22 protein-coding genes are annotated in these 22,266 nt (G+C 69.7%); 17 read left to right on the top strand and 5 right to left on the bottom strand.

Going from position 1 to position 22,266, the window contains the following annotated elements:
* Nucleotides 1-11 precede the first annotated feature (11 nt).
* Entirely contained in the window at nucleotides 12-842 is an 831-nt protein-coding gene (locus ACORQU_RS04255; RefSeq protein ID WP_491643627.1) for a hypothetical protein, read from the bottom strand.
* Nucleotides 843-988: 146 nt separating this feature from the next.
* Between ACORQU_RS04255 and ACORQU_RS04250 the strand changes: the two genes are divergently transcribed.
* Nucleotides 989-1,450, top strand: a complete 462-nt coding sequence (locus tag ACORQU_RS04250; protein ID WP_491643626.1) for a hypothetical protein — start codon at nucleotides 989-991, stop codon at nucleotides 1,448-1,450.
* Nucleotides 1,451-1,459: 9 nt separating this feature from the next.
* Here ACORQU_RS04250 and ACORQU_RS04245 read toward each other — a convergent pair whose 3' ends face one another.
* Together ACORQU_RS04245 and ACORQU_RS04240 are read right to left on the bottom strand one after the other, a co-directional pair.
* A complete protein-coding gene (locus ACORQU_RS04245; protein WP_491643625.1) occupies nucleotides 1,460-1,948 on the bottom strand; it encodes a GNAT family N-acetyltransferase in 489 nt (162 codons plus the stop codon).
* Nucleotides 1,945-2,184, bottom strand: coding sequence for a DUF1653 domain-containing protein (locus tag ACORQU_RS04240; RefSeq protein WP_491643624.1), 240 nt, complete (start codon nucleotides 2,182-2,184; stop codon nucleotides 1,945-1,947). The genes ACORQU_RS04245 and ACORQU_RS04240 overlap by 4 nt, the downstream gene beginning before the upstream one ends.
* 113 nt (nucleotides 2,185-2,297) lie before the next feature.
* Between ACORQU_RS04240 and ACORQU_RS04235 the strand changes: the two genes are divergently transcribed.
* The 12 genes from ACORQU_RS04235 to madM all read left to right on the top strand — a co-directional run bounded on the left by ACORQU_RS04235 (nucleotide 2,298) and on the right by madM (nucleotide 12,317).
* Entirely contained in the window at nucleotides 2,298-2,582 is a 285-nt protein-coding gene (locus ACORQU_RS04235) for a hypothetical protein (protein WP_491643623.1), read from the top strand.
* On the top strand, nucleotides 2,579-3,793 hold the full coding sequence (locus tag ACORQU_RS04230) for an MFS transporter (RefSeq protein WP_491643622.1): 1,215 nt from the start codon (nucleotides 2,579-2,581) through the stop codon (nucleotides 3,791-3,793). Before ACORQU_RS04235 ends, ACORQU_RS04230 begins: the two co-directional genes overlap by 4 nt.
* A 37-nt stretch (nucleotides 3,794-3,830) precedes the next feature.
* Nucleotides 3,831-4,931: a PLP-dependent cysteine synthase family protein gene (locus tag ACORQU_RS04225; RefSeq protein WP_491643621.1), complete on the top strand. Its 1,101-nt coding sequence runs from the start codon at nucleotides 3,831-3,833 to the stop codon at nucleotides 4,929-4,931.
* Between the two features lie 149 nt (nucleotides 4,932-5,080).
* Nucleotides 5,081-6,721, top strand: coding sequence for a malonate decarboxylase subunit alpha (gene mdcA / locus ACORQU_RS04220; RefSeq protein WP_491643620.1), 1,641 nt, complete (start codon nucleotides 5,081-5,083; stop codon nucleotides 6,719-6,721).
* Nucleotides 6,722-6,731: 10 nt separating this feature from the next.
* A complete protein-coding gene (gene mdcC, locus ACORQU_RS04215; RefSeq protein ID WP_271644639.1) occupies nucleotides 6,732-7,049 on the top strand; it encodes a malonate decarboxylase acyl carrier protein in 318 nt (105 codons plus the stop codon).
* Nucleotides 7,046-7,954: a biotin-independent malonate decarboxylase subunit beta gene (locus ACORQU_RS04210; protein ID WP_491643619.1), complete on the top strand. Its 909-nt coding sequence runs from the start codon at nucleotides 7,046-7,048 to the stop codon at nucleotides 7,952-7,954. Before mdcC ends, ACORQU_RS04210 begins: the two co-directional genes overlap by 4 nt.
* Complete coding sequence (gene mdcE / locus ACORQU_RS04205; RefSeq protein WP_271644641.1) at nucleotides 7,945-8,649, top strand: biotin-independent malonate decarboxylase subunit gamma; 705 nt, start codon at nucleotides 7,945-7,947, stop codon at nucleotides 8,647-8,649. The genes ACORQU_RS04210 and mdcE overlap by 10 nt, the downstream gene beginning before the upstream one ends.
* Nucleotides 8,642-9,292 (top strand): malonate decarboxylase holo-[acyl-carrier-protein] synthase, encoded by a 651-nt coding sequence (gene mdcG, locus ACORQU_RS04200; protein WP_491643618.1) that lies wholly within the window; start codon nucleotides 8,642-8,644, stop codon nucleotides 9,290-9,292. Before mdcE ends, mdcG begins: the two co-directional genes overlap by 8 nt.
* Nucleotides 9,289-10,161 (top strand): triphosphoribosyl-dephospho-CoA synthase MdcB, encoded by an 873-nt coding sequence (mdcB, locus tag ACORQU_RS04195; RefSeq protein ID WP_491643617.1) that lies wholly within the window; start codon nucleotides 9,289-9,291, stop codon nucleotides 10,159-10,161. Before mdcG ends, mdcB begins: the two co-directional genes overlap by 4 nt.
* The gene (gene mdcH, locus ACORQU_RS04190) at nucleotides 10,158-11,081 is read left to right on the top strand and encodes a malonate decarboxylase subunit epsilon (RefSeq protein WP_491643616.1); all 924 of its coding nucleotides are present in this window, start codon (nucleotides 10,158-10,160) and stop codon (nucleotides 11,079-11,081) included. The genes mdcB and mdcH overlap by 4 nt, the downstream gene beginning before the upstream one ends.
* A 73-nt stretch (nucleotides 11,082-11,154) precedes the next feature.
* A complete protein-coding gene (gene madL, locus ACORQU_RS04185) occupies nucleotides 11,155-11,550 on the top strand; it encodes a malonate transporter subunit MadL (protein WP_491643615.1) in 396 nt (131 codons plus the stop codon).
* On the top strand, nucleotides 11,547-12,317 hold the full coding sequence (gene madM / locus ACORQU_RS04180; protein WP_491643614.1) for a malonate transporter subunit MadM: 771 nt from the start codon (nucleotides 11,547-11,549) through the stop codon (nucleotides 12,315-12,317). The genes madL and madM overlap by 4 nt, the downstream gene beginning before the upstream one ends.
* Nucleotides 12,318-12,387: 70 nt before the next feature.
* Here the strand turns inward: madM and ACORQU_RS04175 are convergent, their stop codons facing one another.
* A complete protein-coding gene (locus ACORQU_RS04175; protein ID WP_491643613.1) occupies nucleotides 12,388-13,110 on the bottom strand; it encodes a GntR family transcriptional regulator in 723 nt (240 codons plus the stop codon).
* Nucleotides 13,111-13,285: 175 nt separating this feature from the next.
* Between ACORQU_RS04175 and ACORQU_RS04170 the strand changes: the two genes are divergently transcribed.
* From ACORQU_RS04170 to ACORQU_RS04155, 4 genes are all read left to right on the top strand, one after another.
* The gene (locus ACORQU_RS04170) at nucleotides 13,286-15,307 is read left to right on the top strand and encodes a M3 family metallopeptidase (protein ID WP_491643612.1); all 2,022 of its coding nucleotides are present in this window, start codon (nucleotides 13,286-13,288) and stop codon (nucleotides 15,305-15,307) included.
* Between the two features lie 542 nt (nucleotides 15,308-15,849).
* On the top strand, nucleotides 15,850-16,509 hold the full coding sequence (gene trhA / locus ACORQU_RS04165; RefSeq protein WP_491643611.1) for a PAQR family membrane homeostasis protein TrhA: 660 nt from the start codon (nucleotides 15,850-15,852) through the stop codon (nucleotides 16,507-16,509).
* Nucleotides 16,510-16,856: 347 nt separating this feature from the next.
* Nucleotides 16,857-18,848, top strand: a complete 1,992-nt coding sequence (locus ACORQU_RS04160; RefSeq protein WP_491643610.1) for a glycoside hydrolase family 2 protein — start codon at nucleotides 16,857-16,859, stop codon at nucleotides 18,846-18,848.
* Nucleotides 18,849-19,059: 211 nt separating this feature from the next.
* Complete coding sequence (locus tag ACORQU_RS04155) at nucleotides 19,060-21,546, top strand: methyl-accepting chemotaxis protein (RefSeq protein WP_491643609.1); 2,487 nt, start codon at nucleotides 19,060-19,062, stop codon at nucleotides 21,544-21,546.
* Nucleotides 21,547-21,561: 15 nt separating this feature from the next.
* Here the strand turns inward: ACORQU_RS04155 and ACORQU_RS04150 are convergent, their stop codons facing one another.
* Complete coding sequence (locus tag ACORQU_RS04150; RefSeq protein WP_491643608.1) at nucleotides 21,562-22,236, bottom strand: YitT family protein; 675 nt, start codon at nucleotides 22,234-22,236, stop codon at nucleotides 21,562-21,564.
* Between the last annotated feature and the right edge of the window lie 30 nt (nucleotides 22,237-22,266).

Raw genomic sequence — 22,266 nt, 5'->3', positions numbered from 1 at the left:
CGCCAGGCCGTTCAGGGCGTGGCGCGCTGGTACTGGCCCGCCTGCCCGTCATAGCGGAACTGCGTGGTCTTGCTGGTCGCCGCCGGGCCGGTGAGCGCCACCTGCAGCAGTGGCAGGTCCTGGCCGCGTTCCATGGCGAAACTCAGCTGACCAGTGATGTCATCGCAGTCTGGATGGGCGCGCCTGGCGGGGCAGTCCGGATTGCCTTCCTGGCCGGCATGCAGGCTGCCCACGTAGCGCCAGGCCTGTCGGTTGCGTGCGTGGGCCAGGTGCGGATCGAACAGGATCAGGTCGAAGTCGCGCAACCGCCGCTCGCCGCGCGAGTACACGGTGGGCACGGCCAGCAGCAGGTCGCCGGAAGGGGTCTGGAAGCTCTTCAGTTCGCGCGTGCCATCCAGTTCGCTGGGTGCCAGCACATCGGGCACGGTGCCCACGCGCCAGGCGCTCAGGAGCTTCCAGGGGTCGCGCGTGTCGCCCGGGTTGGCCACGAAGGTGGCCTGGCTCAGGCCCAGCCCCGCGCCCGCCGGACCCTCGTCGGACAGGTCCCAGGCAAACCCGGTGTAGTAGTGCTTGCCTTCCAGCTCGAACGGGAAGCCGAACCAGAAGTCCGTCAGCGTGCGCGCCTGTCCGTCTTCGGCGTTGCGGACGAAGTAGCGCACCGTGTCGCCATCGGGCACCGGCAGATTCTGGACGTCCATGGCCGCCTGTCCGGCGGGCACGGCCATCTCCGCGGGTGGGCCGGAAGCCGGCGCGTCGGCAAGACGGTCGGAAGGGGCGGGCTGTCCGGTGCAGGCGCTGATCGCCAGCGCGGCCAGCAGGAGCGGGATGGGACGTCGCTGCATGAAAGGGCGCGGGGGAAGACAGCCCCCGATTCTAGCGTGCCGATCCGGTTCGATCATGCCGCGCTGGCACTGTGCGCGATGGGCTGCCAACACGTGGCCGGGTCGTCGCGCTAGCGTCGGAGCACGGGGCCAACGGAGGATGCGCGATGACAGAGGCGAAGCTGCGGCAGGGGGCCGCGCTGGAGCTGTGGCAGGCACTGGTGCGCGAGGCGGCCGATCGCCATGGGCAGGCGCTGGCCGAGGCACAGGAGGCGTACCTGGTGTTCGTGCTGCTGCGCTATCAGCGCGAGCACGGCCTGCTGGCGCGCACCCAGGCTTTGGAGTGGCTCCATGCCCAGCAGCAGATCGGCCAGCAGCGCGCCGATGCGCTGCGCGACGTGGGCGACCGCTGCCTGCTGATCGCCGGGCTGTTCCCTGGCCTGGCCCGGCGCAGGCGGGTCAGCGCGGATTACTTCATCGACCTGGGGCGCGGGGCCTACGCCGAGGTCGCCGACAGCGGACGCAGCGCCACGGCCGACCTGTTCGCCCAACTGGCGGCGGGCTACCTGGGCCTGGTCGGCACCCTGCGCGCGATGCGACCGGCGCCGCCGAGCCTGCAGTGGGCCTGAGCGCGCGGTTCAGGCCGTGGGCAGCAGGAGTTCCAGGTAGCGCGTGCCGGGCACCGGGTTGTGCCGGTAAGGCGCGATCTCCACGAAACCCAACCCGGCGTACAGCGCCTGCGCGGCGTGCATGTCCGGCAGGGTATCCAGGCGCACGGCGCGGTAGCCCAGCGCCCGGGCGGCCTCGATCGCGGCCTGCGACAGGCGCCGGCCCAGCGCGTGGCCGCGTCCGTCCGCGCGGACGTACAGGCGCTTGAGTTCGGCGATGCCGGGCGCATCGGTGCCGCGCAGGCCGACGCAACCCAGGGCCTGTCCATCACCTTCGGCCAGGAACAGCGCCCCGCGCGGCGGGCCGTACTGCTGGCCGAGGTCGGCCAGCTCGGCGTCGAAATCCTGAAAGGCCAGATCCACCGTCAGCGAGGCGGCGTACTCGCTGAGCAGTGCCTGCGCGATGGCGGTGTCCTGCGGGAAGACCGCCTGGCGCAGCGCGATCGCGCCGGCGCTCACGGGGTGGCATCCTCGCGGCAGAAGCGCGGCACGGCGCGGCCGTCCAGTTCCACGGTGGAAAAGAACATGGCATGGGGCCGCACCCACAGGCCGCCTTCGCCATACAAGGCGCGATAGAGCACCAGCGGTTCGAGCGTCTCGCTGTGGCGCACGCCGCCGATGACCTCGTAGCGGCCGCCCTTGTAGTGGACGTAAAGGCCGGGCGGCGTGTCGGGCAGGGCGGGCAGGTCGGACATGAAGCGCTCGTCTGGGGGAGGGCAGACAGGATACGGCTGGCTTAGCCCATCGTTGGGTGGTGGCGCGCACATGCGCCGGCCGACAATGGTGGCGATTCCAAGCGGAGCATCCGATGGCAACGCCCGATGGCTGGGCCGGCACGCGCGCCGGCATGTCCGCACCAGGCGCCCGCGCCCAGCGCCGCCGCACGGTCTCGATACAGGCTGTGGGCGACTTGACCCGGGGCACTGGGAATCGCCACCCGCTGCACGACAAGGACGCGGTCGCCAGGGCCGCGCGCCTTGGTGGGCTGACCGTGCCCGCGAACACGCCGATCCGCACCCGCGCCAACCCGCACGGCGAGGTCTGCCGGCAGGGCGAGGCCAGCACCGACGCCATCCTGCTCGCCGGCCGATGAGCAGCTCCGCGATCGACCCGCCTGCCGCCGACGCGGGCCGCTGGCGCGCACTGGCGCTGCTGGCCCTCGCCCTGGTGTTGTCGATGAGCCCCTGGTTCTCGGCCACGGCCGTGCTGCCACAGCTGCGCGCGCTGTACGGCTTTGGCGATGGCATGGCGGCGTGGCTGACCATCGCGGTGCAACTGGGCTTCGTGGTCGGTGCGGTCGGCGCCAGTGTGCTGGGCATCGCCGACCGCTATCGGCTGCGGGCGGTGGTGGGCGTGGCGGCGCTGGGCGTGGCCGCCTGCAATGGCGCGCTGCTGCTGGCGCACACGCCGGCGCAGTGGCTGCTGCTGCGGGTGGCGACCGGGGTGTGCCTGGCCGGGGTCTATCCGCCGTCGATGAAGCTGGTGGCGACCTGGTTCGCGCAGGGGCGCGGGCTGGCGCTGGGCGTGCTGATCGGCGCCATTACCATCGGTTCGGCTTCGCCGCACTTGGTCAACGCCAGTGGCGGGGCGCAGTGGCGCGCGGTGATCGTGGCCACCAGCGTGGCGGCGCTGGCCGGTGCGCTGATCCTGGCCGGGCTGGTCCGCGAAGGACCGTATCCGTTCCCGCGTACGCCGTTCCATGCGGGCGACGCCTTACGCGCGGTGGGCAATCGTGGCGTGCTGCTGGCGATGGCCGGCTACTTCGGCCACATGTGGGAGCTGTATGCGATGTGGGGCTGGTTCGCGACCTACGCACGGCAGGCGCCGGCGCTGGCCGGCTTCAACACCGCCGCGGTGGCCTTCGCGGTGATCGCCTCTGGCGCGCTGGGCTGTGTGCTGGCCGGGCGGCTGTCCGCACGCTGGGGCAGTGCACGCACGGCGGCAGTGGCCATGGCGGTCTCGGCGGCCTGTTGCGTGGCCGCGCCGCTGGCCTTCGTCGGACCGGCGTGGCTGTTCATCGCGGTGGCGCTGGTGTGGGGGATTAGTGTGATCGCCGATTCGGCGCAGTTCTCCGCGCTGGTCTCGCAGAACGCCGACCCGCGCTTCGTCGGCACCGCCCTGACCCTGCAGGTCGGCCTGGGCTACGTGCTGACCGCCGCCACTCTGTGGCTGCTGCCGTGGTTGGCGAGCACCGCCGGGAGCTGGCGCTGGTCCGTGCTGGTACTGGCCCCGGGCCCGCTGCTGGGCATCTGGGCGATGGCTGGTCTGGGCGCGCTGCGGCGGGAGCCGGGCGTGGCCCGGTAGAATCGGGGGCGCCCGTTCCGCTTCCCTCGAAGGTCCCATGTCGCAGCGCGACTGGGTGGCCGCCGCCATCCACAAGATCGAGGCCGACTTCAACCGCTCGGCCGACACCCACCTGATCCCGCTGGCCCTGCCGGGCTATCCCGGTATCGACGTCTATCTGAAGGACGAGTCCAGCCATCCCACCGGCAGCCTCAAGCACCGGCTGGCGCGTTCGCTGTTCCTGTACGCGCTGGCCAACGGCTGGCTGCGCGAGGGCGCGCCGGTGATCGAGGCCTCCAGTGGCTCCACGGCGGTGTCCGAAGCCTATTTCGCGCGCTTGCTGGGCCTGCCCTTCATCGCGGTGATGCCGGCCAGCACCTCGCCGGAGAAGATCGCCGCGATCACCTTCCACGGCGGGCAGTGCCATCTGGTGGACGACCCCGGCGCGCTCAATGCCGAGTCCAACCGCCTGGCGCGCGAGAGCGGCGGGCACTTCATGGACCAGTTCACCTACGCCGAGCGTGCCACCGACTGGCGCGCCAACAACAACATCGCCGAGTCCATCTTCAAGCAGATGGCGGCCGAACCGCACCCGGTGCCGGCATGGATCGTGTGCAGCCCCGGCACAGGCGGCACCAGCGCCACCCTGGGCCGCTACGTGCGCTACCGGCGCCATCCCACGCAGATCCTGTGCGTGGATCCGGAGCACTCGGTGTTCTTCGATTACTACCGCGACGCGCTGGCCGGCAACGCCGATGCCACGCGCCGCCACCACTGCGGCTCGCGCATCGAGGGCATCGGCCGCCCGTGCGTGGAGGCCAGCTTCGTGCCGACCTGCGTCGATGCGATGGCCAAGATCCCCGATGCCCTGAGCCTGGCGGCGATGCGCTGGACCAGCACGGCCCTGGGGCGGCGCGTGGGCGGCTCCACCGGCACCAATCTGGTCGGCGTGCTGCACGTGGCCCAGGCCATGCAGGCCGCCGGCCAGTCCGGGTCCATCGTCACCATCCTGTGCGATGCCGGCGATCGCTACGCCCACAGTTACTACGACCCGGCCTGGTACACGCGCTGCGGCATCGATACGGCCGACAGCGACGCGGCCTGGAACGCCGCCGTCAGCGGCGCGCCACTGCCTGACCTGGCCACCGCCCAGGCCTGAGTCCGGGGCCTGGGCGACGGCGGCGAGGGCCGCTGGCAAAGGGCCTTCCGCCCGCCACGGACCCGGATCGGGCGATCTGTTGCGCCGCCGCATGCACGTAGGCAGTCGAATCATTACTCTGTAATTACGAAGTAATTCCTGGTGATGCGATGGCGGATTGGAACACCCTCAGTGCCGACCGGACCCAGCGTCTGCAGGCCGCGGCGAAGCTGGCCCGGGGCCGGCTGGTGCGCAGCGAGAACGTGGTGGCGTTGCTGGAGGCCGTGCTGCGCCCCGGCGACCGCGTCTGTCTGGAAGGCAACAACCAGAAGCAGGCCGATTTCCTGGCCGAGTGCCTGACCCGGGTCGATCCGGCGCGCGTGCACGACCTGCACATGGTGCAGTCGGTGCTGTCGCTGGCCTCGCACCTGGACGTGTTCGAGAAGGGCATCGCCAGGAAGCTGGATTTTTCCTTCTCCGGACCGCAGTCGGTGCGTCTGGCCCGGCTGCTGGGCGAGGGCCGCCTGGAACTCGGCGCGATCCACACCTACCTGGAGTTGTTCGGTCGCTACTTCATCGACCTGACCCCGCGGGTGGCGCTGATCGCCGCGCACGCGGCCGACCGCCACGGCAATCTCTATACCGGCCCCAATACCGAAGACACCCCGGCGATCGTGGAGGCCACCGCGTTCAAGGGCGGCATCGTCATTGCCCAGGTCAACGAGATCGTCGACACGCTGCCGCGCGTGGACATCCCGGCCGACTGGGTGAACTTCGTCACCCACGCGCCCAAGCCCAACTACATCGAACCGCTGTTCACCCGCGACCCGGCGCAGATCAGCGAGGTGCAGGTGCTGATGGCGATGATGGCCATCAAGGGCATCTACGCCGAGTACGGGGTCAACCGCCTCAACCACGGCATCGGCTTCGACACCGCGGCGATCGAACTGCTGCTGCCCACCTACGCCGACTCACTGGGCCTGAAAGGCAAGATCTGCCAGCACTGGGCGCTCAATCCGCATCCGGCCCTGATCCCGGCGATCGAATCGGGCTTCGTCAAATCCGTGCATTCGTTCGGCTCGGAGCTGGGCATGGAGGACTACATCGCCGCGCGCGCCGATGTGTTCTTCACCGGCGCCGATGGCTCGATGCGCTCCAACCGCGCCTTCTCGCAGACCGCCGGCCTGTATGCCTGCGACATGTTCATCGGTTCGACGCTGCAGATCGACCTGGCCGGCAACAGCTCCACTGCCACGCGCGACCGCATCGCCGGCTTTGGCGGTGCGCCCAACATGGGCTCGGACGCGCGTGGGCGTCGCCACGGCAGTCCGGCCTGGCTCAAGGCCGGCCGCGAGGCCGCCCGCCCCGGCGAGATGCCGCGCGGGCGCAAGCTGGTGGTGCAGATGGTGGAAACCTTCCGCGAGCACATGGCCCCGGCCTTCGTCGACAAATTGGACGCGTGGGAACTGGCCGAACGCGCCAAGCTCGACCTGCCTCCGGTGATGATCTACGGCGACGACGTCAGCCACGTGCTGACCGAGGAAGGCATCGCCAACCTGCTGCTGTGCCGCACCCCGGAGGAGCGCGAGCAGGCCATTCGCGGCGTGGCCGGCTACACGGCCGTGGGCCTGGGTCGCGACAAGCGCATGGTCGAGAACCTGCGCGACCGTGGTGTGATCAAACGTCCCGATGATCTGGGCATCCGCACCCGCGATGCCACGCGCGACCTGCTGGCCGCGCGCACGGTCAAGGATCTGGTGCGCTGGTCCGGCGGGCTGTACGACCCGCCCAAGCGCTTCCGCAACTGGTAAGAGGCACGCGATGGAAACCCTGCGCTACCGCTACGACGGCCGCACCGCGCCCAACGGCACGCTCGATCACGTGCTGGTCGGCGTGGTCGCCTCGGGCAACCTGGAAGTCATGATCGAACCGACCGCGCTGGACGGGGCGATGGAGATCGAGATCGTCACCGCCGCACGCGGCTTCGGCCAGATCTGGCAGGCGGTGCTGGACGACTTCGCCGCGCGCCACCCGCTCAAGGACGTGCGCATCTCCATCCACGATGTCGGTGCCACCCCGGCGGTGGTCACCCTGCGCCTGGACCAGGCGGTCGAAACCCTGCAGGAGGGCGCGGCATGAGCACGGCACGCAGCTTCTACGAGGCCGATGCCCGGGAGCGCATCGGCGGCCTGCTGGACATGGGCAGCTTCCGCGAATTCGTCGGTCCGCGCCGACGCATGATGAGCCCACACCTGGCCCAGCTGGACCAGCCGGGCGCCTTCGACGATGGCGTGGTCGTCGGCGAAGGCCTGCTGCAGGGTCGCAAGGTCCTGATCGCCGCGCAGCAGGGCCAGTTCATGGGCGGCGGCGTGGGCGAGGTGCATGGCGCCAAGCTGGTCGGGTTGCTGGAGCGCGCCGCCCAGGTCAAGCCCGAGGCAGTGCTGCTGCTGCTCGACACCGGCGGTGTGCGCCTGCACGAGGCCAACGCCGGGCTGATCGCCATTTCGGAAATCATGCGCGCCACCCTGGCCGCGCGCGCGGCCGGGGTGCCGGTGCTGGCGCTGATCGGCAGCGGCAATGGCGCGTTCGGTGGCATGGGCATCGTCGCGCGCTGCTGCAGCGCGGTGCTGATGTCCGAGGAAGGACGGCTCTCGCTGTCCGGCCCTGAGGTGATCGAGACGGTGCGCGGCGTGGAGGAGTTCGACGCGCGCGACCGCGCGCTGGTGTGGCGCGTGACCGGCGGCAAGCACCGCGTGCTGCTGGGCGAAGCCGCGCTGCTGGTGTCCGACCGCATCGACGCATTCGTCCAGGCCACGATCGAAGTCCTCGACCAGTTGCGTCCCGCCGACGACCAGGCGCAACAGCTGCAGGCACTGGAAGGCGAACACGCGCGCCTGGCCCAGCGCATCGCCGCCTTTGGCGATTGCCGCGATGGTCTGCAGGTGTGGGAGGCGCTGGGAATCGCGCAGCCGCAGCAGTTGCCACTGCTGGACACCGACGCCTTCCTGGAGGCCACCGCCGGCCGGAGGATCACATGGTATTGAACGAACTGCTGGAACGGCTGTTCCCGCTGGGCCATCGCGTCCGCGTGCGCGACGATGTGCTGACCGGCACGGCGACCACCGCGCTGGGCGAGGTCACCGTCATCGGCACGGCCAACAAGCTGGAGGTCGGCGTCGACCACGCCCTGGCCCTGGCCGCCACCGTCATCGCCAGCACCAAGGCCCATCCGCAGCGCCCGATCGTGATGCTGGTCGATACCGCGGGCCAGCGCCTGGCACGGCGCGACGAGCTGCTGGGCATCAATGGTTACTTCGCGCACTTGGCCAAGTCGCTGGAGTTGGCGCGCGGCCGTGGCGCACCGCTGGTCTCGCTGGTCTACGGCGAATCGGTCAGTGGCGGCTTCCTGTCCTTCGGGCTGATGGCCGATGCAGTCTATGCGCTGCCCGAGGCCCAGGTGCGGGTCATGGACCTGCGGGCCATGGCGCGGGTGACCAAGCAGCCGCTGGAAAAGCTGCAGGCGCTGTCGCAGAGCTCGCCGGTGTTCGCGCCGGGCGTGGAGAACTACGTGGCGATGGGCGCGGTGCGCGCGATCTGGGAGGGCGACCTGGCCCAGGCTTTGGTCGACGCGCTGCAGGCCCCGCGCGAAGGCGATACCCGGCGCGCGCTGGGCGCGCAGCGCGGCGGGCGCACGCTGGCCGCCGATGTCTCCGCTGCGGTGGCCGCCGGCGATGCCTGAGCCGCTGCGCCGCCATACGCTGGTCTGGCTGCCGCCAGACGCCGTGCACGCGGTCTCGCCGGCGCAGGCGGTGCGCCTGCGCGCATGGTGTGCGCAGGGGCATCCGATGATCGTGGCCCGGCGTCCACCCGGCACGCCGGGCGATCCGGTGCACCTGGGCGTGCCGCTGCCGCCGGCCGAGGGCAAGCAGCGCCTGGCGGCCCGCGCAGCGGCCAGCGCGGTGGTGCGGACCGCGCCGCTGCCGCCACTGGCGCAGGTGATCGACGCGGCGCCGCGCGCCCTGCAGCCGGCGCTGGCGTCGCTGCGTGCGCGGGCCGAGGCGCTGGGCTGTACGCCGCGCGTGTTCGGCGCCTTCGCCTGGCAGGCGCTCACCGGCCTGGACTACGTCCACGCAGCCTCCGACCTGGACCTGCTGTGGGACATCGACCAGCCCGAGCGGATCGAGGCCATCGTGGCGCTGCTCGCCGATTGGGAGCAGGGCAGTGGGCAGCGCGTTGACGGGGAACTGCGCCTGCGCGACGGACGTGCGATGAGCTGGCGCGAGCTGGCCTCCGGTGCGCCGCGCGTGCTGGTCAAGACCGACGACGACGCCCGCCTGGAGTCGCGCTTGGACCTGTTCGACACCCGCGAGGTGGCCGCATGAGCGCGCGCGATCCACAGCGCGCATTCGCCTTCACCGAGCAGCGGGCAGGCGATGCCCGAGTGGCAGGCCTGGGCCGCCTGGCGGTGGCTAGCCTGCACGCCGAATTCGCGCTGTCTCCCAAGCCGGGACTGGTCACGCCCTGGGACGCCGGCAGCCATGCCGACATGGATGCGCGCACCTTCTGGCGCAGCCTGATGGCGCTGCGCGGTTATTTCGATGCGATCGCCCGCGCCGGCCAGGCGCAGGCGCCGTTCGTGACGCTGCGCCAGTTAGGTGTGCAGGCCGAAGCGACGATGCTGCGCGCGACCGGCGGCATCAACACCCATCGCGGCGCGATCTTCAGCCTGGGCCTGTTGACCGCCGCGGCCGGGCGCCTGCACGCGGTGGCAGGCGGCGCGCCCGAGGCCGAAGCGGTCTGCCTTGCGGTCCGTGACTGGCGCGCCGAACTAGACGCCGCTCCGCTGGACCCGGACAGCCCCGGCCAACGCATGCGCCGGGCGCATGGCGTGGCCGGCGTGCGCGAGCAGGCGGCGCTTGGCTTCCCGCTGTTGCGCCAGGTCGCGCTGCCGGCCCTGCGCTTGGCGTGCGAGACCGGCCTGCCATCGGAGGCGGTGCAGTCCCATGTGCTGATTGCATTGATGGCCCAGGTGGATGACCTCAACCTGCTGCACCGTGGCGGCGCGGAGGGGCTGCGGTTCGCCCAAGAACAGGCCCGTGCCTTCCTCGCGCGCGGCAGCGTGTGGCAGCCCGACTGGCACGCACAGCTGCAGGCGCTGGGCGACGCCTTCGTCGCGCGGCGGCTCAGCCCGGGCGGCAGTGCCGACCTGCTCGCCTGCACGCTGTTTCTCGACCGGCAGGCGCGCGGATGAGCCTGGCGCTGCTATGTCCGGGGCAGGGCGCACAGCATCCGGACATGTTCGCGCGGCTGCGTGGGCAGGCGGCCGCCGACGCGGTGCTGAAGCAGGCCGCCTCGCTCCTGCAGGCCGCGCCGCAGGCGCTGGCAGCCGGCGAGACACGCTTCGACAATGCCATCGCCCAGCCGCTGGTGTGCGCGGCGACCCTGGCCACCTGGGCCGCGCTACAGCCACGGCTGCCCAAGCCGATCCTGGTCCTGGGCTACAGCGTGGGCGAACTGGCCGCGCACGGCGTCGCCGGCAGCATGACGCCGCAGGCCTGCCTGGCTTTGGCCCAGGCGCGCGCGGCATGCATGGACGCTGCCAGTCCCGCCGACGGCGGCCTGCTGGCGGTGATCGGCCTGTCGCGACGCACGATCGAGCGGCTGTGCGACACGCACGACCTGGCCGTGGCCATCGTCAACGACGAGGACCATGTCGTGTTGGGCGGACGCGAGGCGGGCCTGCGCGCGATGCAGCGCGAGGCCGACGGGTTTGGTGCCCGGACGGTGCGCCTGCCCGTGCGTGTGCCCGCGCATACGCGCTGGCTGGCACCGGCGGCCAAGGACTTTGCCGACACGCTGGCCAAGGCGCAGCTCCAGGCGCCGGTGCTGGACGTGCTGGCCGGCATCGATGGCCATCGCCTCGCCGATCGCGCGGACGTGATCGACAGTCTGGCCCGGCAACTGGCCGAGCCGGTGGAGTGGCACAGCGTGATGACCCAGGCGGTCGAACGCGGGGCGCGCGTGTTCCTGGAACTGGGCCCGGGGACGGCCCTGGCGCGCATGGCGCGCGATGGATGGGCCGGGTGCGAAGCGCGCGCGGTCGAGGAATTCCAGACGCTGGAAGGCGTTGCGGAGTGGGTGGAGGGCGCGCGCGAGCGCGTGATGCATTAGGCGGGTGGATGGCGCAAGCCGACTTCAACATCAGGACGCAAAAGCGTCCGGCTAGGCTCGGGAGGGCAGCTTCATGGTGATCTTTGGTGTGGCAATCCTGGCGATCTGTACGATCGTCGGGCTGTTCTTGGGAGAGCTGCTGGGCCAGCTGCTCGGGGTCAAGGCGAACGTGGGCGGGGTGGGCTTCGGCATCGTGCTGCTGATCGCCGCCTCCACGTGGCTGCACAAGCGGGGGCGCACGCCGCTGACCGATTACGGCGTCAACTTCTGGAATGCCATCTACATCCCGATCGTGGTGGCGATGGCGGCGCAGCAGAACGTCATCGGCGCGCTCAAGGGCGGGCCGGCCGCGCTGCTGGCCGGCCTGCTGGCCACGGTGGCCTGCGGGGCGTTGATCGTGGTGTTCAACAAGCTGCGGCGCACGCCGATCGTGCCGCTGCCGCCGCTCAAGGAAGGAGAACTGCCATGATCATCGATGCCTTCATGAAGGTGGTGGACAAGAACAGCCTGCTGGCCGGCTTTGCCATCATCGGCGGGATCATGCTGGTCGCCCAGCTGATCTCCAAATACCTCACCGGCGGGCGCGTGCATGCCTCGGCCATCGCCATCGCGATGGGCCTGGTGCTGGCCTGGTTCGGCGGGCTCAAGACCGGTGGCAGCAAGGGCATGGCCGACATCCCGCTGTTCGCCGGCGTGGCGGTGATGGGCGGCGCGATGTTGCGTGATTTCGCCATCATCGCCACCGCCTTCGGCGTGGATATCCGCGAGCTCAAGGGGGCGGGCATTCCCGGCGTGATCTCGCTGCTGCTTGGCGTGGTGGTGAGTTTCGTGATCGGCGCGGCGATCGCCTACGCGTTCGGCTATACCGATGCGGTGAGCATGACCACCATCGGCGCCGGTGCGGCCACCTACATCGTCGGTCCGGTGACCGGCGCGGCGATCGGCGCCAGTTCGGACGTGATGGCGCTGAGCATCGCCGCCGGCCTGATCAAGTCGATCCTGGTGATGGTGTGCACGCCGTTCGTGGCCAAGTGGATCCAGCTCAACAACCCGCAGACCGCGATCGTGTTCGGTGGGCTGATGGGCACCACCAGCGGCGTGGCCGGTGGCCTGGCGGCGACCGATCCGCGGCTGATGCCGTACGGGGCGATGACCGCGACCTTCTACACCGGCCTGGGCTGCCTGATGTGTCCGTCGATCCTGTTCCTGGCCACGCGCGCGGTGATGGGCGGCTAGCCTTCGCTGCGGCGTTTTGGGAGACGGCCCGACGGCCCGCCAGTGGTGGCGGGCCGTCGGCGTTGGTGCGTCAGCGCGCGCCGCTGCGCGGCAGGGGCGCGGGCACGTTGAGCTTGCCGCCGGCGGCGACGTACTTGGCCAGCGCGTCGCCCTGGCTGAGCAGGTGGCGGTTCATGGTGCGCTCGGCTTCGGCGGCATCGCCGTTGCGGAAACACGCCATCAGTTCGCGGTGTTCGCTCAGCGACATGGCCATGCGCCCGGGCGTGAGCAGCTGGCGGCCGCGGTGCATCTTGAGGATGCGGTGCAGGTCGTGGGTGACCCGGATCAGCCAGGGGTTGTCGGCGTGGTCCTGCACGGCCTCGTGGATGAGGTAGTTGTTGCGGTAGAACTCGGCCATGTCGCCGCGCTCGGCGGCCGCTTCCATCGCCGCATGCAGCGATTCCAGGCGGGCCAGGCCATCCGCGTCGATCTTACGCACGGCTTCGAAGGCGCAGCGGCCTTCCAGCATCGCCATCACCGGGAACAGCTCGTTGAGGTCTTCCAGGGTCAGCCGCGTCACGCGTGCGCCGCGCCCGGGTTCGATCTGCACCAGACCTTCGGCGGCCAGCAGCTTGAGGCTCTCGCGCAGCGGCGTGCGGCTGATGCCCAGTTCCTGCGCCAGGGCCGGCTCGTCGATCCAGTCGCCCGGCGGCAGCACGTAGTCGTAGATCTTCTGGCGCAGGGTGTCGGCCACTTCCTCGTACATCGGCACGCGCCGGCGGGAGCTGGTGGACTTGTCGGGCGTCAGGGTCATGGACGGGCGCAGGCCGGTGCGAAAGATCAGGCCGCCATCTTAATCCTTGGGGGCACGCCCCGCCGTGCGCGATCCCGGGATTTGGGGCGGCGCCGTATCATGGCGCGCGCGCTTGCCCGCGGGCCGTCGTGTCCCCAGATTGGTCCTCTGCCCCACGCTTTTGGAGTCCTCCACCATGAATCCGCTGCTCGATTTTTCCGGCCTGCCCAAGTTCGATGCGATCAAGCCCGAGCACGTCGCACCGGCCATCGATACGCTGCTGGCCGATGCGCAGGCGGCGGTGAAGCACGCCGAGACCGTCAGCCCGGTGACCTGGGACAGTTTCGTGGTGCCGCTGGACGATGCGACCGAAAAGCTCTGGCGCGCCTGGGGCCAGGTCAATCACCTGCAGGGCGTAGTCAACTCACCCGAGCTGCGCAAGGCCTACAACGACAACCTGCCCAAGGTGACGCGCTTCGGCAGTGCGTTGGGGCAGAACCTGGCGCTGTTCTCGCAGTACCGCGCCCTGGCCGAAAGCCTGGACCCGGCCACGCTGGATGCGGCGCGCGCCAAGACCCTGGACAACGCGTTGCGCGATTTCCGCCTCGGCGGTGCCGAGTTGCCCGAGGCGCAGAAGGCGCGTTTTGGCGAGCTGCGCGAGGAACTGGCCAGCCTGTCGGCCAAGTTCTCCGAAAACGTGCTCGACGCCACCGACGAGTACGAGTTCTGGATCAAGGACAAGCAGCACCTGTCCGGCCTGCCGGAGGACGTGATCGCGGCCTGCCGCGCGGCGGCCAAGGCCGATGGCGAGCCGGGCTGGAAGTTCACCCTGCAGATGCCGTGCTTCCTGCCGGTGCAGAGCTACGCCGACGACCGCGCGCTGCGCGAGACCCTGTACCGCGCCTACGCGGTACGCGCCTCGGAGGCCGGCGAGGAGAAGCTGGACAACTCGCCGCTGATCTACCGCATCCTCGCCCTGCGCACCGAGCTGGCCCAGCTGCTGGGCTTTGCCTCCTATGCCGAGTATTCCCTGGCCACCAAGATGGCGGGCAGCCCGGCCGAGGTGCTGACCTTCCTGCGCGATTTGGGCACCCGCGCGCTGCCGTACGCGCGGCAGGACCGCGCCGCGCTGGAAACCTATGCCCGTGCCGAGCTGGGCCTGGAAACCCTGGAGCCGTGGGACGTGGCTTATGTCAGCGAGAAGCTCAAGCAGGCGCGTTACAGCTTCTCGGCGCAGGAGGTGAAGCAGTACTTCACCGAGGACGCGGTGCTGGCCGGCCTGTTCGGCGTGATCAAGTCGCTCTACGGCGTGGACGTGGTGGCCGATACCGCGCCGGTGTGGCACCCGGATGTGCGCTTCTTCCGCCTGCAGAACGCCGACGGCACCCTGGTGGGCCAGTTCTACCTGGACCTGTACGCGCGCGAGGGCAAGCGCGGCGGCGCGTGGATGGACGACTGCCGTAACCGGCGCCAGCGCGCGGACGGTGACCAGACCCCGCTGGTGTATCTGGTGTGCAACTTCGGCAAGGGCGTGGGGGGCGCGCAGGCGACCTTCAGCCACAACGATGTGATTACCCTGTTCCACGAGATGGGCCACGGCCTGCACCAGCTGCTGACCGAAGTCGGCGAGCTGTCGGTGGCCGGCATCAACGGCGTGGAATGGGACGCGGTGGAGCTGCCCAGCCAGTTCATGGAGAACTTCTGCTGGGAGTGGTCGCGCGTGGAGGGCATGACCCGACACGTGGAGACCGGCGAAGCGTTGCCGCGCGCGCTGTTCGACAAGATGATCGCGGCCAAGAACTTCCAGAGTGGCATGCAGACCGTGCGCCAGCTGGAGTTCGCGCTGTTCGACATGGAGCTGCACAGCGCTTTCGATCCGTCCACCGACAGCGTGATGGACCTGCTGGAGCGGATCCGCGATGAGGTCGCGGTCAACCGCGCGCCCAAGTGGGGGCGTTTCCCGCATGCCTTCAGCCATATCTTCGCCGGGGGCTACGGCGCGGGTTATTACAGCTACAAGTGGGCCGAGGTGCTCAGCGCCGATGCCTATGCCGCCTTCGAAGAGGCGCCGGACCAACTGGCCGACACCGGCGCTCGGTTCCGTGCCGAAATCCTCTCGCGTGGCGGCAGCCGCACGGCGCTGGAGAACTTCACCGCCTTCCGCGGTCGCGCGCCCTGCATCGACGCGCTGCTGCGACACCACGGCATGGCCGCCTGACCCCGCGTGCGTGATGGTTGTAGCGCCGAGCTTGCTCAGCGGTGGCTTTCCCAGGAAAGCAGCGGCGGAGAGCAGCGGACCAAGGTCCGCTCTACAGACAGGCCCGGTGTAGCGCCGAGCTTGCTCGGCGGGGCTTTCCCAGGAAAGCGGCGGCAGAGAGCAGCGGACCGAGGTCCGCTCTACAGACAGGCCTGGTGTAGCGCCGAGCTTGCTCGGCGGGGGCTTCCCGGGAAAGCAGCGGCAGAGAGCAGCGGACCAAGGTCCGCGCTACAGACAGGCCCGGTGTAGAGCCGAGCTTGCTCGGCGGGGGCTTTCCCAGGAAAGCAGCGGCGGAGCGCAGCGGACCGAGGTCCGCTCTACAGACAATCCCGGTGTAGCGCCGAGCTTGCTCGGCGGGGCTTTCCCAGGAGGGCGGCGGCGGAGCGCAGCGGACCAAGGTCCGCGCTACCGCGAGATCTGGACCGGCATCTTGCGGCGCTGGGCGATGGCACACGCTGCCACCGCGTATCCTGTTCGGCCCCACTGCTGTCCCGATGAGTTCCGTGCCCGGTTCCCCCATTTCCGCGCCGCATTACAAGACCGCCGCCGCACGTCGCGCCGACCTGATCGTCCACGTCGCCGGGCTGGCGCTGGCCATCGCCGGCGGGGCGCTGATGGTGTGGCGCGCACTCGCCAACGAGGCATTGCTGCTGGCCACCTGCGTGTATGCGCTGGGGCTGCTGGTGATGTTCGCCTGTTCGGCCGCGTACAACTTCGCCGCGCCCGCGCGCCAGCCGGTGCTGCGCAAGCTGGATCATGCGGGGATCTTCGTGATGATCGCCGGCTCGTACACGCCGTTCCTGGTGCTGGCGCTGTCCGGCGCGTGGGTGTGGACGATGATCGCGGTGGTGTGGGGCGTGGCGCTGTTCGGGGTGTTCGCCAAGCTGTGCCTGCCCGGGCTGGGCAAGGGCTTCTGGGTGGCGATCTACCTGTTGCTGGGCTGGGTGGGCATCGTGGCGATCAAGCCGATGATCGCGGGATTGCCTGCGCCGGTGCTGTGGCTGATCGCAGCCGGCGGCCTGATCTACACCATCGGCGTGGGGTTTTACGTGCGCAAGGCGATGGTCTACAACCGCGCGCTGTGGCATGCGCACGTGCTCGGGGGCGCACTGGCGCACTGGATCGCCATCTGGCTGTGCCTGAGGCCGTTGCCGCAGGGTTGATCCTGGCGCTCGAAGCCCGCGTCGATGCAGCGCCTCGCCTGCATCTGCATGATCGCGATCTCCGCGTCTTCCCGCCTGCGCGCACGGCCGGTCCCGCGTGAAAACGCAACACGCCTCTGATGATCCTGCAGTGCCAGCGCGATCGCTTCGGAGCATGCCAACCCGTCCCGGGTCACACCTAAAATTTTTAACTTGCACTGCGGCTTGCCATGGCTTGCAGGCGCGTGGAATGATCGGCCGCGTTCGTCATATTGTCGGACATTAGCTGCGGCATCGCGTCCGGTGGTGCCGCCCGGCTCATCCGTGTCGGCGTCTGGCGCCTGCACGCCACTGAAGGATCCGTACACATGACGATCAAGGCCGTCCGCGTCCCGCTGGCCCTCGCCGCGCTGTGCTTCCTCGCTCCCGGCATCGCGCTGGCGCAGCAGCCCGCCGCCATCGGCGACGACCATGTCTACACCAGCGACCTGATCACACGTTGGGGCAAGCAGGTCACGCCGGAGAATGCCTGGCGCAGTTATCCGCGCCCGCAGATGCAACGTGCGCAATGGCAGAACCTCAATGGCCAATGGGACTACGCGATACGGCCCAAGACCGAAGTTCAGCCCACTGCGATGGACGGGAAGATCCTGGTGCCGTTCGCAGTGGAATCCAAGCTGTCAGGCGTGGCGCGCAAGGTCACACCCGAAGACCGCATCTGGTACCGGCGCCAGTTCACCATTCCCGCCGACTGGTCCGGGCAGCAGGTGCTGCTGCATTTCGGTGCGGTCGACTACGAGGCGCACGTGCTGGTCAACGGTGGTGTCGTCGGCTCGCATCGCGGTGGCTCGGATACGTTCACCTTTGACATCACCGACTACCTCAAGCCCGGTGACAACGAGCTGGTGGTGCAGGTCACCGATCCCACCTCCGACGGCGCCCAGCCGCGCGGCAAGCAGCAGCTCGACCCCAAGAGCATCTGGTACACGCCGGTCAGCGGCATCTGGCAGACGGTGTGGCTGGAGCCGGTGCCCAAGCTGCACATCGAAGACGTCAATATGACCCCGGACATCGATGCCGGCATGCTGGACGTCAACGTCGCGCTCAACCGCAGCGCCAGCGATGCCGACGCGGTGCGGATCACCGCGCGCGACGGCAAGCGCGTGGTGGCCACGCGCGTGGTGCGCGCCAACCGCCGCACGCGCCTGGCGATCCCCGAGGCCAAGCTGTGGTCGCCGGACCGACCCTTCCTCTATGACCTGGACGTGGAACTGGTGTCGGTGCAGCCACCCTTCGACCAGACCGACGCCTCACAGCACCGCCCCAATGGCCGACGCGACGATTCCCTGCTCACCGAGGTCGAGGCGCAGGCCTATGCCAAGGCCAAGGTGGTCGGCACGCCGCGCGACCAGTTACGCAGCTACTTCGCCATGCGCAAGAGCTCCATCGGGCCGGGCCCCATCCCGGGCCAGCCGGTGATGCTGCTCAACAACCAGCCGCTGTTCCAGAACGGCACGCTGGATCAGGGCTGGTGGCCCGACGGCCTGCTCACCCCGCCGTCGGAAGAGGCGATCGCCTTCGAACTGAAGTTCCTCAAGCGTGCCGGCTTCAACATGTTGCGCAAGCACATCAAGGTCGAGCCGGCGCAGTACTACGCCATGGCCGACAGGCTGGGCATCTTGATCTGGCAGGACATGCCCTCGGGCGAGGAGGAGGACAGCCTGGATCAGTTCGTGCGGCAGGCCTCCAACGACGAAGTGCTGTTCCCCGCGCGCGTCTCCGATGAATTCGAGTACGAGCTGCTGCGCATGATCAGCGACCTGCGCAACCATCCGTCCATCGTCACCTGGGTGGTCAATAACGAAGGTTGGGGCCAATACGCCTCCACGCGCCTGGCCCAGGCGGTCAAGGCGCTGGACCCGAGCCGCGTGGTGAACAAGACCAGCGGTTGGCTGGACACCGGCGATGCAGGTTCGGATCTGTTCGACATCCACACCTACGAGGACGTGCCGCACGTGCCGGAGCGACACACGCACCGGGCCATCGTGATTGGCGAATACGGCGGCATCGGCCTGCCCATCGAGGGCCATCTCTGGTTCCCGTCCAATCGCAACTGGGGATATCAAACCGCCAAGGATCAGGACGATTACCGGCAGCGCTACCAGCGCAAGTTCGCCGAGATCATCCGCCAGGCGCGCGAGGTGGGCCTGAGCGCGGCGGTCTATACCCAGACCACCGACGTGGAAGGCGAGATCAACGGCCTGATGACCTACGACCGCGAGGTGCCCAAGATGCCGGCCGCCGACTTCGCCCGGGTCCACGCGCCGTTGGTCGAAGCGTCCCAGGCAGCGGCCGACTGACGCCTCCCGCGCGACAGGCGTCGGCCCGTCGCGCGTCAATCGCCGCATGCGCCGCGGCACGCCGGACCCCGTGCCTGTCATGGCGCCGTCATCGTTGGGTGATGTGCTTGCGCATCCGCGCCAGGCCTTGCCTGGCTGCGCTTGAAAAAAAGCGCTCAAGTCCGCGCTGGCCGGGCCGATACAGGGGCGTCATTGCGCCTGGTGCCCCTCGATGAAACTCCCCATGCTCACCATTGCGACCAAGCTCCGCGTGAGCCTGATCGCCGTTGTCCTTGGACTTGCCGTGGTCGGCTTTGCCTACTGGCGGGTCAGTGCCGGAACCACGGCGGCCGATACCGAACTGCAGCGCTTCCAGGAGCGGAACGCCACCGTCCAGCGGCTGGCCCAGGCCTTCAACGAGGCGCGCCGGCTGCAGGCCGAGTATGCCCTGTCTTTCTCGGTGGACAGTGGCAAGCGCTTCAACGCCGCGCGCGCCACGCTGCGCCGCGACCTGGCCCAGGCAGCGCTGGGCAAACCGTCTGGCACCGGGCCGGCGGCGACGTTCCAGGCCACGGTCAAGGACTACCTCGCCTCGGCCGAGTCGCTGGACGAGCGCATCGCCGAACTGGGGCACGATGCCGATTCCGGACTGCAGGGCGAACTGCGTGAGGCGGTGCATGGCGTGGAGAACGTGCTGGGCCAGTACGACGCGCCGGCCCTGCAAGTCTCCATGCTGACCATGCGCCGGCACGAGAAGGACTTCATCCTGCGTCGCGACCAGAAGTACGCCGACCAGCTGGGGGCCGAGGCCATGCCCTTCGAGCTGCTGCTGCAGAAATCCAGGATCCCAGAGACCGCCCGCGAACAGATCCGCACGCTCATGCAGCAGTATCAGGATCGCTTCATCGCCTATGCCGCTGCCCGTTACGGGGTCGACAGCGAAGTCCAGTCGCTGGACGCGGCCGCGGCCAAGGTGGTGCCCGCTCTGGCCGCGCTCAACAGGCAGCAGGACACGCTGCTGCGGCAGGGGCGCAAGACGCAGGCCGAGGAGCGTGCGTGGATGAACGCGATGTTCTCCATCACCCTAGTCGCCGTCGCGGTTGTTTTGGTGGTGATGCTGGTCCTGCTGCTGCGCGCCATCGTGCGTCCGCTGGAGCAGGCCGTCGCCTTCGCCAGGGACATCGCCGACGATCGCCTCGACAGCCGTTTGGCCATCCACAACCCCAACGATGAACTGGGGACCCTGGGGGCCGCGTTGCAGCACATGCAGGCCAGCCTGCGGCAGCGGATCGAAGGCGAACGCGCCACCGCGCGGGAGAACGCGCGCGTGCGTCAGGCGCTCGACGCGGTCCAGGCCAGCGTCATGGTCACCGATGCACAGGGTGTGGTGGTCTACGTCAACGACGCACTGACCGATGACTTCGCCCGTGCCGGGCTGAGAGGGGAGACCCTGCTGGGCACCCGGGCGGGCGAGTTGGGCACGCAGGTAACGGCGATGCTGACCGCCGCGTGCGAGCGCGCCGAACCTCAGGCGGGCGAGACCGAGCTGGGCATGAGTCATTTCCGCCTGCAGGTCAGCCCGGTACTGGACGACGGCCAGCTGCTGGGCCTGGCAATGGAATGGCAGGATCGCCGCCTGGAGCGCGTGATCGAGCACGAGGTGGCCGCGCTGGTGGCCGATGCCGCGCGCGGCCATCTGGAGGAGCGCATCGGACTGGAGGGCAAGGCGGGCTTCGTGCGAGTCCTGGCCGAAAAGATCAACTTGTTGCTCGACAGCGTCGAGACGCGCCTGCTGGAGGTCACCCGGGTCATGGAGGCCTTCGCGCGCGGCGACCTGCGCGAGCGGATGCGTGGCGATCACCAGGGGCTGTATGCCAGCCTGCGCCAGGGCCTGGATGCGGCGATCGAGCAGGTCGGTGGCATCGTCACCGGCATCCAGGGCTCGGCCGGCGAGGTGCGCGCTTCAGCAGAGGAAATGGCCTCTGGCACCTCGGACCTGTCGGCCCGCACCGAGCGCCAGGCCAGCGATCTGGGGGCGGCGATGCAGTTGATGGACCAGGTATCAGGCGAGGTCGAACAGAACATCGCCCGCGTGCGCGACACCGTGGCGATGGCGGTCGAGGCCAGCGAGGCGGCGCGCCAGGGGCGGGAGATCGCCCACGCCGCGGTGGCCGGGATGGATCACATCCGGGGCTCGTCGCGGCGCATCGCCGAGATCGTCGCCACGGTCGACGGCCTGGCCTTCCAGACCAACCTGCTGGCCCTCAACGCCGCGGTGGAAGCCGCGCGCGCGGGCAGCCACGGGCGCGGGTTTGCGGTGGTGGCCAGCGAGGTGCGCAACCTGGCACAGCGCTCGTCGGCCTCGGCGCAGGAGATCCGCAAGCTGGTCGATGGCTCGCTGCAGCAGGTCGAGCAGGGCGCCAAGCTGGTGGGTTCCACCGGCGCGACCATGGACGACATCCTCTCGCGCGTGGAGCGCGTGGTCGGCGTGGTCGAGCAGATCAACGCCGCCTCGCAGCGCCAGGGCGAGGCGGTGGGCGGCGTCGACCGGCTGCTGCGCGGGATCGGCCAGGGCACCGAACAGAACGCCGCCCTGGCCGAGGAGTCCAATGCGGCGGCGCGCAGCCTGCTCGAACAGGCCGGGCATCTGAGCGAAGCGGCGCAGGCCTTCATCGTCCAGTCCGAGCCGGTCAAGGCCAAGCTGCGGGCGGTGGGCTGAGCCACCGCGGCGGCTTCAGCCGGCGGTGTACCAGTCGCGGCGGTGGTTGAAGGCGATGCTCAGGTTCATCACCACCACGCCCAGCGCCGAGACCGCGACCGCGCGCAAGGGCAGCACCGCGCAGGCGCACGCCATCAAGGTCAGGTCGAAGCCCAGTTGCAGCCAGCCGGCCCGGAAGCCGGTGCGGTCCTGGACGTACATCGCCAGGATGCCCATGCCGCCGCAGCTGGTGCCATGGCGGAACAGGGCGATCAGGCCGATGCCCGCGCAGAAGCCACCGACGACGGCAGCCAGGACCGGGCTCAGGCGTGCGTAATCGATCCACTGGCCGGCGTGGTCGGCCAGCAGGCCGACCGCGACGATGGCCGCCAGGCTGCGCGCGGCGAACGCCCAGCCGCGCACGCGCAAGGCGAAGGCATAGAAGGGCAGGTTGACGATCAGGAACAGCAGCCCGAACGACTGCCCGCTCACGTGCGCGCCCAGCAGCGACAACCCGGCCAGTTGGCCACTGATCAGCCCGGCGGCTTTGAACATGGACGTGCCGAACGCCAGCATCACCACACCGAAGGTGAAGCCTTGCAGGTTATCCAGCCAGGAATGGCGGGCAGGGGCGACGCGCAAGGGCGCCGACGCGGCGGGCGCGGTCGGGGTGGAGGACATGGCGATGCGGTGCGACGTGGGGACGGCCATTCTAGCCGCTCGGCCCCGTGTCTCCCGGCG

It is taken from the genome of Pseudoxanthomonas sp. JC1303 (genome assembly GCF_058448525.1).
Note: the sequence above shows the minus strand (reverse complement) of the source record. Positions and strands in the feature narration are given on the sequence as shown.

Excerpts from the sequence above, each read along its gene's own strand:
- madL (WP_491643615.1), top strand. The coding sequence starts at position 11,155 with ATGGTGATCTTTGGTGTGGCAATCCTGGCGATCTGTACGATCGTCGGG.
- ACORQU_RS04255 (WP_491643627.1), bottom strand. The coding sequence starts at position 842 with ATGCAGCGACGTCCCATCCCGCTCCTGCTGGCCGCGCTGGCGATCAGC.
- ACORQU_RS04170 (WP_491643612.1), top strand. The coding sequence starts at position 13,286 with ATGAATCCGCTGCTCGATTTTTCCGGCCTGCCCAAGTTCGATGCGATC.
- mdcB (WP_491643617.1), top strand. The coding sequence starts at position 9,289 with ATGAGCGCGCGCGATCCACAGCGCGCATTCGCCTTCACCGAGCAGCGG.
- mdcH (WP_491643616.1), top strand. The coding sequence starts at position 10,158 with ATGAGCCTGGCGCTGCTATGTCCGGGGCAGGGCGCACAGCATCCGGAC.
- ACORQU_RS04250 (WP_491643626.1), top strand. The coding sequence starts at position 989 with ATGACAGAGGCGAAGCTGCGGCAGGGGGCCGCGCTGGAGCTGTGGCAG.
- ACORQU_RS04235 (WP_491643623.1), top strand. The coding sequence starts at position 2,298 with ATGGCAACGCCCGATGGCTGGGCCGGCACGCGCGCCGGCATGTCCGCA.
- ACORQU_RS04210 (WP_491643619.1), top strand. The coding sequence starts at position 7,046 with ATGAGCACGGCACGCAGCTTCTACGAGGCCGATGCCCGGGAGCGCATC.
- mdcC (WP_271644639.1), top strand. The coding sequence starts at position 6,732 with ATGGAAACCCTGCGCTACCGCTACGACGGCCGCACCGCGCCCAACGGC.
- ACORQU_RS04155 (WP_491643609.1), top strand. The coding sequence starts at position 19,060 with ATGAAACTCCCCATGCTCACCATTGCGACCAAGCTCCGCGTGAGCCTG.
- madM (WP_491643614.1), top strand. The coding sequence starts at position 11,547 with ATGATCATCGATGCCTTCATGAAGGTGGTGGACAAGAACAGCCTGCTG.
- mdcA (WP_491643620.1), top strand. The coding sequence starts at position 5,081 with ATGGCGGATTGGAACACCCTCAGTGCCGACCGGACCCAGCGTCTGCAG.
- ACORQU_RS04160 (WP_491643610.1), top strand. The coding sequence starts at position 16,857 with ATGACGATCAAGGCCGTCCGCGTCCCGCTGGCCCTCGCCGCGCTGTGC.
- ACORQU_RS04230 (WP_491643622.1), top strand. The coding sequence starts at position 2,579 with ATGAGCAGCTCCGCGATCGACCCGCCTGCCGCCGACGCGGGCCGCTGG.
- mdcE (WP_271644641.1), top strand. The coding sequence starts at position 7,945 with ATGGTATTGAACGAACTGCTGGAACGGCTGTTCCCGCTGGGCCATCGC.
- ACORQU_RS04225 (WP_491643621.1), top strand. The coding sequence starts at position 3,831 with ATGTCGCAGCGCGACTGGGTGGCCGCCGCCATCCACAAGATCGAGGCC.
- ACORQU_RS04175 (WP_491643613.1), bottom strand. The coding sequence starts at position 13,110 with ATGACCCTGACGCCCGACAAGTCCACCAGCTCCCGCCGGCGCGTGCCG.
- ACORQU_RS04150 (WP_491643608.1), bottom strand. The coding sequence starts at position 22,236 with ATGGCCGTCCCCACGTCGCACCGCATCGCCATGTCCTCCACCCCGACC.
- mdcG (WP_491643618.1), top strand. The coding sequence starts at position 8,642 with ATGCCTGAGCCGCTGCGCCGCCATACGCTGGTCTGGCTGCCGCCAGAC.
- ACORQU_RS04240 (WP_491643624.1), bottom strand. The coding sequence starts at position 2,184 with ATGTCCGACCTGCCCGCCCTGCCCGACACGCCGCCCGGCCTTTACGTC.